We start from the raw sequence: 13,549 nt of genomic DNA, 5'->3' as shown, positions 1-13,549 counted from the left end.
GGAAACGGAGACACCATGCGTACGACCGTCCTCGTCGCCCCCGCCGGCCGCGGCGTCGGCATCACGACAGCCTGCCTCGGCATCGTCCGCGCCCTCGACCGCGAGGGAATCCGCGTCGCCTTCGCCAAGCCGGTCGCGAACCGCGAGCCCGACCACACGATCCCGCTCCTCTCCCTCGGCGCCCACTTCGCCATCCCGCCGGCCGTCCCGCGCGGCGAGGCCGAAGGTCTCCTCGCCGCGGGCGACGACCAGACCCTCATGGAGCGCGTCGTCGCCATCGCCGACCAGGCGGGCGAGGACGTCGACGTCCTGATCGTCCAGGGGATGCACCCCGAGATGGGGATGGTCCACTCCACGCGCGTCAACGCCCTCATGCTGAAGGCGCTCGACGCAGAGCTCGTCCTCGTCGCCGCGCCCTCCGACCAGACGGCGGTCGAGCTGGCCGAGACGGTCGCCATCGCGGCACGCGGCTTCGGCGCCCTCTCCGAGGGACGGACCGTCGGCTGCATCCTGAACCGGATCTGCGAACGAAGGGGGGAGCCTGGCGAGGTCGACACCGACTCGTTCGGACCGGGCTCCGCCGGCTGCGCGGGGTGCGCCGTTCCCGGGCTCTCGGAGGCGTGCCTGAAGGAGCACCGCGCGGCGCTCGAGGCCGAGGGGCTGCGCCCGATCGCGATCGTCCCGTGCAACTCGGAGCTGATGGCGCCGCGGGTGAAGGACATCGGCGACGCGCTCCACGCCCAGGTCCTCTTCCCGGGCGAGGCCCGGACCCGCCGCGTGAAGGACGTCGCGGTCTGTGCGATGACCGTCCCGAACGCCCTGAAGGCGATGAGGCCGGGAACTCTCATCATTACCCCGGGCGACCGGAGCGACATCCTCCTCGCCGCCGCGATGACGGTCCAGAGCGGCACTCCGCTCGCGGGCGTCGTCCTGACCGGCGGCCTCGCCCCGGACCGGCGCGTCCTCGACCTCTGCCGGAAGGTCTTCGACGCCGGCCTCCCGCTCCTGCAGGTGCAGGCCTCGAGCTACCGCGCCGCCACGCACGTCGCCTCCATGAACCCGACGATCCCGGTCGACGACGCCGAGCGCGTCGAGAAGACGATGAGCTACGTCGCCGACCACGTCGACCTCGTCTGGGCCCGGGCCTTCGCCAAACCGGCGCGCGTGCCGCGTCTTTCGCCGCCCGCCTTCCGCCACCGCCTCATCGAGACGGCCCGGGAGGACGTGAAGCGGATCGTCCTCCCCGAGGGGTCCGAACCGCGCACGGTGGCGGCCGCGGCGATCGTCGCCGCCAAGGGCATCGCGAAGTGCGTCCTCCTCGGCAACCCCGACGAGATCCGCGACGTGGCGGGCCGCCAGGGAATCACGCTTCCTTCTTCCGTCGAGATCGTGAACCCCGTCGAGGTGGCCCCGCGGTACGTCGATGCGCTCGTGGAGCGGCGCAAGGCCAAGGGGATGACCCCCGACCGCGCCGAGGTCGAGCTGCAGGACCCGATCATGGTCGGGACGATGATGATGGCGCTGAACGAGGCCGACGGCCTCGTGTCCGGCGCGATCCACACGACCGCCCACACGATCCGGCCGGCGCTCCAGATCATCAAGACGGTCCCGGGCTGCAGCCTCGTGTCGAGCATCTTCTTCATGTGCCTCCCCGACCAGGTCCTCGTCTTCGGGGACTGCGCCGTGAACCCGAACCCGACGGCGTCCGAGCTCGCCGACATCGCGATCCAGAGCGCCGACTCGGCCATCGCCTTCGGCGTCCCGGCGCGCGTCGCGATGCTGTCGTACTCGACCGGGGCGAGCGGCACCGGCGAGGACGTCGAGAAGGTCAAGGAAGCGACGCGGATCGCGCGGCAGCTGCGCCCCGACCTCGCCCTCGACGGCCCGCTCCAGTACGACGCCGCGGTGATGCCCGACGTCGCGCGCCTGAAGGCGCCGAAGTCGGACGTCGCGGGGAAGGCGACCGTTCTCATCTTCCCCGACCTGAACACCGGAAACGTCACCTACAAGGCGGTCCAGCGCTCGGCGAACGTCGTCAGCATCGGGCCGATGCTCCAGGGCCTCGCAAAGCCGGTGAACGACCTCTCCCGCGGCTGCCTCGTGGAGGACATCGTCTTCACGATCAACCTCACCGCGATCCAGGCCCAGCAGACTGCGCGGGCGAAGGCGGGCACCGTCTAGAAGCAGCTTCGCCGGGGACGCGGGCGCTCTCGCGCCCGCGTCCCCCGCATCTCTTCCCGCGCCGATCGTGCCGGGCCGCCCTATCGCCTTCCGAGGAGCGAGAGGAGGCCGACGGACATCGCCGGGACGTAGGTGATGAGGAGGACGCCGGCGCCGAGGATCAAGAGGTACGGCACCGCGTGCCGGTAGAGCCTCGTCAGCGGTATGCCGAAGCGCGACGAGGTGAGGAAGAGGTTCAGGCCGACGGGCGGGAAGAGGAAGCCGAGCTCGAGGTTCGCGAGGAAGATGACCCCGAGGTGGATCGGGTCGATGCCGAAAGCGGCCCCCATCGGCGCCACGAGCGGCGCCAGGATGACGATCGCCGAGTAGATCTCGAGGACGCTCCCGAGGACGAGCAGGATCACGTTCAGGACGAGGAGGAAGACGAGCGGCGAGGAGACGTGCGTCTTCACCCACGCCAGGAGCGCCGTCGGGACCTGGGCGTCGACGAGCCAGCTCGTCAGTCCCATCGCGACCGAGAGGAGGAGGAGGACGGCGCCCATGAGCGCGCCCGCCTTCACCAGGACGCCGGGGAGGTCGCGGAAGGGGTGGAGGTCGCGCGTGACGAAGCACTGCACGACGGCGGCGTAGGCGCAGGCGGCCGCCGACGCCTCGACCATCGAGGCGAAGCCGCTCGCGAAGAGGCCGATGACGAGGAGCGGGAGGGCCAGCTCCCACTTCGCGTGCCAGAACGAGACCGCGAGCTCGCGCAGGTGGAAGGGAGGCCGCTTCCGGCCCGCCGCGTCGAGGCGCAGCCCCTGCCGGATCCCCCAGGCGGCGACCAGGACGACGAGGAGGAGGCCGGGGAGGAACCCGGCAATGTAGAGCGAGTCGGCCGGGACCGACGCCACGACGCTGTAGAGGATGACGGGGAGGGACGGCGGAAAGAGGAGCCCGAGGCTCCCGGCGGCGGTGACGAGGCCGAGAGAGAACCCCTCGGGGTAGCCGTCCTCGCGCAGGATGGGGTAGACGAGGCCGCCGAGGGCGATGATCGTCACCCCCGAGCCGCCCGTGAACGTCGTGAAGAGGGCGCAGACCGCGGCGACCATGACGGCGATGCCGCCGGGCATCCAGCCGAAGAGGGCGCGGAAGAAGCGGACCAGCCGCCTCGAGGCGCCCCCCTCCGCCAGGATGTACCCGGCGGCGGTCAGCAGCGGGATCGCGGGAAGGGTCGGCGAAGCGACGAGCCGGTAGACCTCGGCCGAAACGGCCGCGACGGGGACGGCGTCCTTCCAGAAGAGGAGGCAGGCGAGGCCCCCCATCGCAACGAAGACGGGCGCCCCGAGGAGCGCCGCCAGGAGGATGACCGCCGCCAGGGGGAGAACGAGCATGGGAGCGGCTGCCTCGGGGAGGAGGGCGAGGAGTGCCGGGGAAGCGAGCGTCACGAGGGCCGCGGCACGCCCCCTGAGCCCGTCGGTGGCCATCCACGCGAACCGCACGGCCATCAGCAGGAGGGCGGCCGGCATGATCGTCTCGGCGACCCACTCCGGAAGGCCGAACGAGAGGACCTTCCCCTGCTCCCGGTCGGCCCTCACGAGGCCGACGCTCGCCCACGCGAGGACGGCGCAGACGGCGGCGGCGACCGAGAAGGAGAAGAGCTTCGCGACGCGCCGGACGCGCTCGCTCCGGATCAGCTCGACGGTGGAGAGGGTGAGGTGCTTGCCCTCGCGCGTCGCGATGAGGCCGCCGACGAAGGCGGTCCAGAGCGTGACGAGCTGGAGGATCGAACCGGCGCCCGGGACGTGGAAGCCGCCGAGCGGGCGCCCGAAGGCGTCGAGGAGGGGGAGGACCGTCGCGACGGCGAGCGCCGCCACGAGGAGCCCCTGCTCGCCCCGCCGGAAGAGGACGCCGGCCGTCACTTGCCGCCGGTCGCTGGCTTCTTCGATCGGTATTCGGCCAGGATCCTGCGCACGTCGTCGAACGCCGCCTCGGGGACGACCTTTCCGCGGGCCTTCGGGTAGGCCGCCTCGGCAGCCGCCCGCCAGAGGGCCTCGGCCTTCGCGTCGACGGCGACGACGTTGAGGCCGCGCTTCTTCATCGCGGCGATGTCCCTCTCCTCGGAGGCGCGGCTCTCGGCCCGGAGGCGCGCGCCCGCCTCGGCGGTCGCGGCGCGGATCGCCTTCTGGTCTTCGGGGGAGATGCGGTCCCAGGTGGGCTTCCCGATCATCGTTGCCCCGAGGAGGACCGCCCACTTCACGTCGGTCATGTTCTTCGCGTGCTGGTACCACTGGAGGAGGACGGCGGCCTGGGGCGTCGTCGGCAGGGCCGAGACGAGGCCCGTCTGGAGGGCCGTCGAGATCTCGGTGGACGGGAGCGGCACGGGGTTGAAGCCGGCGTCCTTCCAGATCTCGATGTAGTCCGTGTCGTTCCCCCAGGCGAAGAGCTTGAGAGGCTTCAGGTCGTCGGGCGTCTTCACGGGCGTCTTCGTGAAGAAACGGACCCAGCCGGCGTCGGCCCAGTTCAGGACGACGAACCCCTTTGCCGAAAGCGCGGCCTCCAGCTTCGGGCCGTAGACCGAGAGGACGTGGTCGACCTCCTCGTACGAGGAGTAGAGCATCGGCACCTGGAGCGCCATGACGGACCTGTCGACGGCCGCCACGCCGGCGCTCGTCAGGAGGCCGGCGTTCAGGCTCCCGAGTCGCATCTTGCGGACGACGTCGGTGTCGTCCCCGGCGACGCTCCCCGGGTAGAGTCGGACGGTCACGCGCCCCTGCGTGGCCGTCTTCCACTTCTCGGCCATTTCCTTGAGGATGAGGTGATAGGTCGAGCCGTCCGGGGCGAGCGTCGCCATCTTCACGAGAACGTCGGCGCGACCGGGTAGGGCCCCGCCGAGGACGAGCGCGAGCGCGGGAACGAGGAGCCGCGCGAAGGCGGCGTGTCGGCGACGATCTGTCATCGGTCTACTCCAGGAAGAGCTCGTCGGCGCGGGCGAGGAGCCAGGCGGCCCGGCGTTGCGAGACGGTGTTGGCGAGCCTCAGTCCGGGGACGGCGTCGGGGTCGACGGCGAGTGCCTTTCCGAGCATCTCCTCGAACTCGGCGCGATTCTGCGCGCCCACCGAGACGCTCTCGGCAAAGGAGACGTAAGGGGCAGCCCGTTTTCCGTGGGAGAGGGCGACGGCGCGCTCGAGGTGACCGCGGGCTCGCTCGACCGAGCCGCCGGCGGCGGCGGGCCGGGCCCCCTCGAAGGCGATGAAGAAATCGTGGATCGTCCCCTGGCCGAACCCCTCGTCGAGAGCGAGCGCGCGCCGCTCGAGCGCCTCGACGAGCCCCTGGTCGGCTGTCAGGTCGGCGTTCTCCTTGGAGAGGGAGATCGCGGCGCCCCAGGCCGCTCCGGTCCAGTAGAGAAACGGGACGTCGGCCTTCGTCGCCGCGCCGAGGGTCTTCTCCCGCAGGCTGTCCTCGCGCAGGCCCGCCTCGAATCCGGGGTGCCTCACCTCCAATCCCCGGAGACCGTAGCGGAGGGCGCGGGCGTAGAGCTTTCGGGCGCGGGCCCTGTGGGCGGTCGCCCGGGCGAGGTCCTTCTCCTCGACGATGTCGGCCTCCGCCTGGACGAAGGCGTACGCGTACTGGGTGAAACCGCCTGACGCGGCGAGCAGAAGGCCTTCGTGCCGGGGGCTCTCGGCGAGGAGAGCCTCGATCGTCTTCAGGCCGAAGGGGATCGCCGCTGCGACGAGATCGGGGTCGTCGTCGGTGGCGTAGGTTTCGCCCCCGGCGGCGAGCGCGCCGGCCAGGGAGTTCACGGCCACTTTCCGGACCGAGCAGCAGGGGCAGAGGACCCCGGCGAGGAGAACGAGCATGGCGGGGCTGGCGGAGCGCCGGATCGAGGGGAACATCCCTTACGAGAATAAACCGCCCCGAGGGATACCCGCATCGCCGGTTGCTGCTAAAGTCGAGCTAACCGGCCCACGGACAAGAGACGCCTGAGGTACCCGACCAGGGTCCCTGAGGCAAAAAAGGAGCGACGATGTCGCAGAGAGCGATCCTCCGCGGTTTCTTCCTCTGCATCCTTGCCGTCCTCGCGGCGATGCCCGGCTGGGCGCAGACGATGACGATCTCGCCGAGCACCGTGAACTTCGGTATTGGCGAAACGTCCCCGCTCATCACGGCCCAGATCGAGTTTCCGGTGGGCGCACCGGTGCCGACCGGCACGGAAACGCTCTACTTCAGCTTGCCGTGGGGCGTGTCGACCTTCCCGTCGACGATCACGTACACGGTCCCCGCGGGACAGTACTCGGCGACGGTCACGTTCCGGCTCGTCGCCTCCCAGGAAGCGTGGCCGGGAGGTTTTGAGGCGTCGATCTACAGCTCTCCGAGTCAGGTTTCGGGCTCGTACTACATCGACATCAACGGCCTCACGGTCACACCCTCGACGGTGAACGTCACTGCCGGAGACGAATCCCGGGACTTGAGCGCGCTGGTGGGTATCCTGACCGAAGGGGACCCGGGTCCCCAGGAGCTCGTCTTTACGGGGCTTCCCCGCGGCGCCTCCCCCGTACCCTCTCCCGTGTCCTTCGTCTTCCCGACGGGGCAGCAGGGATACGGATACCAGCGGTATGCCATCGTCGGCTTCCGCATCGCCGCAGACGCGGGAACGAACCCTGGCACTTACGAGGTGGGTGTCCAGACGACTCCCTCCACGACCGGGTCGGACACCTTCAGGCTCACCGTCGTGGCACCTGTCGTTCCCGGCGACCTGGGGATCGCAGTGGAGAAGCCCTCTGTGAACGCCTGCCCGGGCGGCCCGGCCGTCGCGAACTCCGTCACCATCACGCCGCTCGACGGCTACTCAGGGTCGCCGACAGTCACGTTCCCGTCGCTTCCGTCCGAGCTCAGCATCTCGCCGACCTCGATTCCGGTCGGCTCTCTTCCCCCGGCCCGGTCCGTTTCCTTCGAAGTCACTGCCCTTCCGGGGGCGTTGCCGGGGCAGAAAGTCGTGAACGTACTGGTGAAGGACCCGGGCGGGCCGGCCGGCTTCACGAGCTTCGTCGTCAACGTCGGGGCGGCTGATTTCTCCCCGGTCATTTCACCCGCGACGATCGAGCTCACTTCGGGGGGCGACCCGGTGCCGGTCACGGTGTCCCTGGCTCCTGGCGCCTGCTCGCCGCCGTCCTCGATCACCGTCACTCCGACCGGCCTGCCGGCCGGTGTCACCGTGACTCCGGCATCGGCCGACCTGCTGGCCCCTTCGTACTCTCCGGTCGTCTTCACGTTTTCGGCCGCCTCCTCGGTTCCCGCGGGGACCGTGGAGGCCACGTTCACTTTCACCCCGTCCACGGGTGAGCCGAAGTCGACCACGACCCCGGTCTCCGTCGTCAGGAACGGGCAGATCGGCGTATCGGTCGAACGCGCTGCGATGGACGTCTGCCCGGGAGGCGCCGGTGGCACGAACTCGCTGACGATCACGCCCCTGGACGGCTACTCCGGCACGCCGACCGTGACGTTCCCGACCCTGCCCGACGGACTCACGGTGACGCCTTCGACGATCCCGGTCCCGGCGATGCCGCCGGTCCGAATCGTGTTCTTCGACGTCGCGGCTGCCCCGGGCACTCCGTCCGGTCCGGCGACGCTGACCGCGCTGGTCAGCGACCCGCGCGGCATCACCTCGACCGCGACGTTCATCGCCAACGTCCTTCCGCCGGCCTTCACTCCGGCGGCGGCTCCGTCGGCCGTTACCCTCAACGCGGAGGATCGGCGGGCACGATCACCGCTTCGCTCGTGGCGGGGGATTGCATCCCGACGTCCGACATCACCGTGACACCGTCCGGGCTCCCGCCCGGGGTCACGGTCACCCCCGCGTCGGCCGCGATCGTCCCTCCCGCCCTTGGTCCGGTCACGTTCTCCTTCGAGGCCTCGTCTTCGGCAGCGCCGGGCCCGTCGACGATCGTCTTCACCTTCCGGACGGGCGAGGGCCTGGACAGGACCACGACGGCCGTGATCACGGTCTGCGGGCCGCCCGAGGCTCCCGTGTCGCCGGTCGTGTCGCCCCAGGGCAATCCGCAGGGACCCGTCACGGCGACGGACTTCCTCGCCCTGAAGTGGGGTGCTCCGGCTTCCGGGTCCACGCCGACGCGCTACGAGTGGAGGATCAACGGAGGCACGTGGAGCTCCGTCGCGGGGACCTCGGCGTCGGCGCCGCCGCGCGGCGCGATCGACCCGGTGCAGCTCTTCGTCCGCGGTTACGCCTGCGATCCCGAGAGGGGGCCGGGAGCGGAAGCGGCGAGCCCCGTCTACTCCCTCGCGGCACCCGTCGCGAGCTTCGCCGTTCCCGCCTCGATCGTGGCGGGCCGGGCCGTGACGTTCACCGACACGTCGTCCCCGCAGGCGACGAGCTGGCTCTGGTTCCCCGGTGACGGGATGCCCGCGACGACCGTTCAGTCGCCCACCGTGACGTTCCCGGCGGCCGGGCCGAAGGTCATCGTCCTCGTTGCCTCCAATGGTTCCGGCTCGTCCTCGAAGGCGACGACCGTCAACGTCCTCCCGGCCTCGGCGGTGCGGGCGGCGGCGGGCTTCGCCGTCCGGTCGCTGGAGCGCCAGCCCGACGGCCGGCTCGCGCTCGGCCGCGTCGAGGTCGAACCCGGAGCGACGCTGCTCCTGCGCCGGCTCCAGGGCGAGGGGGAGGCCGTGGCGTTCCTTCGGTTCGTCGAGCCCGACGGAAGAGTCGTTCTCGAGAGGCGGCTCGTCCTGGCCGCGGGAGAAGAAGCCCGCCACGACCTCTCGGCCTGGGGCGCCTCCGGCGCGTTCCGCGTCGAGCTGGTCGGTCCGGACGGCCTCGAGGCGGCCGTCGAGGAAATGTCCATTCCCTTCGGAGCGCCGGAGCTGCCGGTGACGCCGCGGCACCCGCGCAGCACCGTGATTCGCTGAAACGGGAGGGGACCGGGTCGTCGACCGTCAGAGGCGGACGACGACCCGGTTTCGCCCGGCCGACTTCGCCTCGTACATCAGGCCGTCGGCCCGCTTGAGGATGTCGGCGATCTCCTCGCCCTTCCTCACCAGCGTCGCGCCGATCGACACCGTGACCTTCAGCGACCCGTCGGCCAGCGGCAGCTCCGAGTGCTCGACGAGGCGCCGGGCCCTGTCGGCGACGAGGGGAAGGTTGAAGTCGGTCACGTTCGCCAGGAGGACGACGAACTCCTCGCCGCCCCAGCGCCCGACGAAGTCGAGTGAGCGGGCCGAGCGGGCCAGCGTCGTCGCGACCATTTTCAGCGCAGCGTCACCCGTGTCGTGTCCGTGGGTGTCGTTGACGTCCTTGAAGCGGTCGACGTCGACGAAGAGAACGCCGAACCGGAAGCCGTAGCGCGTCAGCTCGGCCATCTTCTCCTCGAGGACGACCTCGGCGTAGCGCCGGTTCCCGATTCCCGTGAGCGGGTCGAGAAACACGATCTCGGTCAGCTCCTCGACGCGACGGATCGCCTCCATCCGCTCGGTCTGGTCGGTGAAGACCTCTACGGCGCCGACGACGGAGCCCGCGGCGTCGCGGACGGGGACGACCTCGACGCGGACCGGGACGCGGTGTCCCGCCCGGTGGTGGAGGAAGACGTCGGCCCGGTGCGGCTTTCCGTCTTCGATCGTGGCCGAGATCGGACAGCTCGTCCGGCAGAGCTCGTTCCCTTCGGCGTCCACGTGCCTCAGAACCGCGTCGGGGCAGGAACGGCCGATGACGTCGCGAGGCGCCCAGCCCGTGATGGACTGGGCGCCCCGGTTCCAGAACGTGATCTTCCTGTCGCGGTCGACGAAGTAGACGCCGTCGTTGAGGTGGTCCAGCAGCTCCTGCGTGAAACCCTCGGGAAGTACCACGCGGCGTTTCTTCCCGGCCTCAGAAGGGGGGGTTGAAGACCTTCAGGACCTGCTCGGTCGTCAGGTCTTCGTACCCCTCCATCGCTTTCACACGTTGCGCCTCGAGCCTGTCGAGAAGCGAGGGTTCGTGCGCCTCGTAGAGGACGCCCGTCGTCAGGACTTCCCTTTCGCGCATGTAGCCGAAGGCCGCCGCCCTGCTGGTGCGGTCGTAGCCCTCCGGGAGGCTCCTGAGCTTGGCCTTCATCACCTTGAACTGGTCGTCGCCGCGCCACGTGACGCACGGGGACATGACGTTCAGGAAGGCGAAGCCGTGGTGGCTCATGCCGGCGACCATCAGGTCGACGAGGCTCTTCATGTCGCCCGAGAAGCCGCGCGCGACCCACGTGGCGCCGAACGAGATCGCGAGCTCGCACGGGTCGACGGAGGGTTCGGGGTTCCCGAAATAGGTCGACTTGGTCTTGTCGCCCGTCGGGGTCGTGGGCGCCGCCTGCCCCTTCGTCAGCCCGTAGATCTCGTTGTCCATCAGGACGTAGCAGATGTCGAGGTTCCGGCGGGAGGCGTGGAGAAAGTGGTTGCCGCCGATGGCGAGTCCGTCGCCGTCGCCCCCTACGGCCACGACGTTGAGCTCGGGCTTGGCCACCTTGATTCCCGTGGCGATCGGGAGCGCGCGCCCGTGGACGCTGTTGAAGCCGTAGGCCTCGACGTAGCCGGGGAGGCGCGAGGAGCAGCCGATACCGGAGACGACGACGGTGTTCCAGGGCTCGAGCTGCAGCTCGGCCATCGCGCGGTACATCGCGGAGACGACGCCGAAGTCGCCGCAGCCGGCGCACCAGACGGGTTTCAGGTCGCTCTTGTAGTCGCCCGGCTGGAAGCGGGGCAGGGCGGGGGTTTCGACGACACTGCTCACGCGGTCACCTCCTCGCGGACGCCGGTTCCCGAGAGGACGCTCTCGATGCGGCCCTTCACTTCGGTCACGGAGAGGTTCATGCCGCCCGACCGCGAGAAGACGCGCGTTCCGGCGGGGAGATCGACGATGGTCCGCAGGTAGTGGTAGAGCTGCCCGACGAAGTTCACCTCGAGGAAGACGAGCGTCTTCACGCTCGCCATGTACTCGAGGAGGGCCTTCTTCGGGAACGGCATGATGATGCGCGGGACGAAGGCCGAAACGCTGACGCCCCTGGCCGCGAGCTCCTTCAGCGCCTCTTCGACGGGACCCTTCGAGGAGCCCCAGCAGACGATCCCGATGTCGGCCCTCTCGGGGCCGAGGTGGACGAAGAGCGGGTACTTCTCCTCGACGAACTCGAGCTTCTTGAACCTCTTCCTGCTCATCTTCTCGTGCATGACGTGCGAGGAGGCGGGGCGCGCCGTCTCGTCGTGCTCGAGGCCATTCGTCTGGTAGATCCCGCCCTTCGTCCCGGGGACGCTCATCGGCGAGACGCCCGTGGGGGTCTGGGCGTAGCGCTTGTAGTCGGCGAGCTCGTCTGCGTTGGGCGTCCGGCGGTCGATGACCTCGTGGACGAGGTTCGCCTTCTCGACGGTCTGTCGGCTCTGACCGACCGCCTGGTCGGAGAGGATGATGACCGGGAGCTGCGTCTCCTCGGCGATGTTGAAGGCGTCGACGGTGGCGTGGAAGCAGTCTTCCACGTCGGTCGGCGCCAGGACGATGCGCGGCATGTCGCCGTGCGAGCCGAAGACGGCGAGGTAGAGGTCCGACTGCTCCGACTTCGTCGGGAGGCCCGTCGACGGGCCTCCGCGCTGGACGTCGAGGATGACGGTGGGCACCTCGGCCATCGCGGCGAGGCCGAGCATCTCGGCCATCAGCGAGAGGCCGGGACCCGACGTCGAGGTCATCGACTTCACCCCGGCGAAGGAGCCGCCGATGATGGCGCCCAGGGCCGACAGCTCGTCCTCGGTCTGGATGATCCGGCCGCCGGCGCGGGGAAGCCACTCCGAGAGGAAGTGGAGGACCTCGGAGGACGGGGTGATCGGGTAGCCGGCGAAGAAGCGGCAGCCTGCGTGGATCGCCGCGACGGCGCAGGCCTCGTTCCCCGTCATGACGAGCTTGGACTCGGTGACGGTGTACTCGAGCCTGCGGGCCGAGACGTCGATGCCGAGGGACTGCGCGAACTCGCGCCCCGCGGTGAACCCCTTCAGGTTCGCCTCGAGGACCCCCGCCTTCTTCTTCCCGAACTTGAACTCGACGGCCCGCCTCACCGACTCCGGCGGAATGCCGAACAGCTCGGCCAGGATGCCCAGAGTGACGATGTTCTTGGCGGCCTTCGTTCCGGTCGCTTTCGTGGCGAGCTCGATGAAGGGCACGGGGATCCACGTCGCCTTCTCGGCGGCGGGGATCTGCACGTCCGAGATGGGCGTCGGGTCGGCAGCCTCGTAGAGGATGACCGCGTCGACCTTCGGCACCACCTCGCCCTTGAAGCGGGTGAAGTCGGCCCAGTTGAAGACGACGAGGACGTCGACGGCGTCTCCCTGCGCGGAGATCGGCTCGGCCGACATCCGGAGGGTGCAGGACGACTCGCCTCCACGGATCTGCGGCCCGTAGGCCTCTACCTTGATGACGTTCAGGCCGTCGCGGGCGCCGGCCTGGGCCATCATCTCGCCCATCGTCACGACGCCGTCGCCGCCCGAGCCGATCATCGCGAGCGTGAGGTCTCTGGTAGGCATCTTAGGAACCCTCCACGGGCCGCCACGCGGCCCCCAAACAGTCGCAGGAGTCTCTCCCCGTCGCGCGCCGAGATCCATGATGCCGATGCATCAGGGACTCCCCGCCGAGGCGCATTACTATACTCTCGGCAATCGCATGAGCTCTTTCCTGGGGCGTGCTGTTCTGGCCCTCCGTCCATCTTCGACCCGGGTTCCCGGACCCTTCGACGGATTCGTCGATTCCGTCGTCCAGAAGCTCGAGAACTGTCGAGCGGGGCTGACGGACGAAGCGCTCGCCCGTGGCCCCTCCGGGGTGGAGGCCTGGGCCGAGGCGCTCTACGTGGAGGAGGTCCCCCGCCTGAGGGACGCCATCCGGCAGGAGGAGCCGCACCTGACACACGAGGCGCGGGAGGAGCTCTTCCGGAAAGCGGACGACCTGGTGAGGAGAGTCGTCGTCCCCGGCTGGGTCCGGCTCGCGTCCCGCTTCACGTCGCGAGAGCGGAACGGCTTCTACGCCCTCGCCGAGCCGCTCCACGGCGTCGAGCGGGCTCTGTGGGCCGTGCTCGGAATGGCGATCGGGCTCTTCGTCGTCTGGGCTCCGTTCATCCCGCTCTGGTCGAAGGAGTGGGTCCTGCCGTTCGCGGTGGGCGGCCTCGTCTTCCCGGAGCTTCGCCGCTGGCTCTCCCTGCGGCAGTACGAAGGCGAGCTCAACCAGCTCGTCGGGAGAGCCGACCGGGAGATCGCCCGCGTCGACCTCGCCTATCTCACCGAGTCGACCGCGGTCGCCGAGCGCGAGGCGCTCGACTCCGAGGAGGCGGTGCGCGCAGCGGCCCGGGCGAGGGCCGCCGGGGGCGTCGCCGGAAAGGAAGGGTGACGC

At 70.0% G+C, this 13,549-nt stretch carries 10 protein-coding genes; 4 read left to right on the top strand and 6 right to left on the bottom strand.

The features are described from left to right. The first annotated feature begins 15 nt into the window (after positions 1-15). The gene (pta, locus tag IPN03_23255; GenBank protein MBK9376554.1) at positions 16-2,181 is read left to right on the top strand and encodes a phosphate acetyltransferase; all 2,166 of its coding nucleotides are present in this window, start codon (positions 16-18) and stop codon (positions 2,179-2,181) included. Between the two features lie 80 nt (positions 2,182-2,261). On the opposite strand, the gene IPN03_23250 is transcribed toward pta, so the two are convergent. The 3 genes from IPN03_23250 to IPN03_23240 are packed head-to-tail and all read right to left on the bottom strand — an operon-like array spanning position 2,262 to position 5,960. Further along, complete coding sequence (locus tag IPN03_23250; GenBank protein MBK9376553.1) at positions 2,262-4,112, bottom strand: TRAP transporter large permease subunit; 1,851 nt, start codon at positions 4,110-4,112, stop codon at positions 2,262-2,264. Next, positions 4,076-5,116, bottom strand: coding sequence for a TRAP transporter substrate-binding protein DctP (gene dctP, locus IPN03_23245; protein MBK9376552.1), 1,041 nt, complete (start codon positions 5,114-5,116; stop codon positions 4,076-4,078). Before dctP ends, IPN03_23250 begins: the two co-directional genes overlap by 37 nt. 4 nt (positions 5,117-5,120) lie before the next feature. Further along, the gene (locus IPN03_23240; GenBank protein ID MBK9376551.1) at positions 5,121-5,960 is read right to left on the bottom strand and encodes a TRAP transporter TatT component family protein; all 840 of its coding nucleotides are present in this window, start codon (positions 5,958-5,960) and stop codon (positions 5,121-5,123) included. A gap of 224 nt (positions 5,961-6,184) precedes the next feature. On the opposite strand from IPN03_23240, the gene IPN03_23235 reads away from it, so the two are divergent. Beyond that, entirely contained in the window at positions 6,185-7,975 is a 1,791-nt protein-coding gene (locus IPN03_23235; protein ID MBK9376550.1) for a hypothetical protein, read from the top strand. Further along, complete coding sequence (locus IPN03_23230; protein MBK9376549.1) at positions 7,972-9,081, top strand: PKD domain-containing protein; 1,110 nt, start codon at positions 7,972-7,974, stop codon at positions 9,079-9,081. Before IPN03_23235 ends, IPN03_23230 begins: the two co-directional genes overlap by 4 nt. A 27-nt stretch (positions 9,082-9,108) precedes the next feature. Here IPN03_23230 and IPN03_23225 read toward each other — a convergent pair whose 3' ends face one another. From IPN03_23225 to IPN03_23215, 3 genes are read right to left on the bottom strand one after another with little or no spacing between them, the layout of a single operon-like run. Beyond that, positions 9,109-10,014 carry a diguanylate cyclase gene (locus IPN03_23225; protein MBK9376548.1) on the bottom strand — a complete coding sequence of 302 codons (906 nt, stop codon included), beginning with the start codon at positions 10,012-10,014 and terminating at the stop codon, positions 9,109-9,111. A gap of 19 nt (positions 10,015-10,033) precedes the next feature. Then, positions 10,034-10,921, bottom strand: a complete 888-nt coding sequence (locus IPN03_23220; GenBank protein MBK9376547.1) for a 2-oxoacid:ferredoxin oxidoreductase subunit beta — start codon at positions 10,919-10,921, stop codon at positions 10,034-10,036. Then, complete coding sequence (locus IPN03_23215) at positions 10,918-12,693, bottom strand: 2-oxoacid:acceptor oxidoreductase subunit alpha (protein MBK9376546.1); 1,776 nt, start codon at positions 12,691-12,693, stop codon at positions 10,918-10,920. The genes IPN03_23220 and IPN03_23215 overlap by 4 nt, the downstream gene beginning before the upstream one ends. Before the next feature lie 136 nt (positions 12,694-12,829). Here IPN03_23215 and IPN03_23210 point away from each other — a divergent pair, with 136 nt between their 5' ends. Further along, entirely contained in the window at positions 12,830-13,546 is a 717-nt protein-coding gene (locus tag IPN03_23210; GenBank protein MBK9376545.1) for a hypothetical protein, read from the top strand. The last annotated feature ends 3 nt before the right edge of the window (positions 13,547-13,549 follow it).

Source organism: Holophagales bacterium (assembly GCA_016719485.1).
Classification (GTDB): domain Bacteria; phylum Acidobacteriota; class Thermoanaerobaculia; order UBA5066; family UBA5066; genus UBA5066.
Note: the sequence above shows the minus strand (reverse complement) of the source record. Positions and strands in the feature narration are given on the sequence as shown.

Coding starts and splice junctions, on each gene's coding strand:
- IPN03_23235 (MBK9376550.1), top strand. CDS start 6,185: ATGTCGCAGAGAGCGATCCTCCGCGGTTTCTTCCTCTGCATCCTTGCC.
- dctP (MBK9376552.1), bottom strand. CDS start 5,116: ATGACAGATCGTCGCCGACACGCCGCCTTCGCGCGGCTCCTCGTTCCC.
- pta (MBK9376554.1), top strand. CDS start 16: ATGCGTACGACCGTCCTCGTCGCCCCCGCCGGCCGCGGCGTCGGCATC.
- IPN03_23215 (MBK9376546.1), bottom strand. CDS start 12,693: ATGCCTACCAGAGACCTCACGCTCGCGATGATCGGCTCGGGCGGCGAC.
- IPN03_23210 (MBK9376545.1), top strand. CDS start 12,830: ATGAGCTCTTTCCTGGGGCGTGCTGTTCTGGCCCTCCGTCCATCTTCG.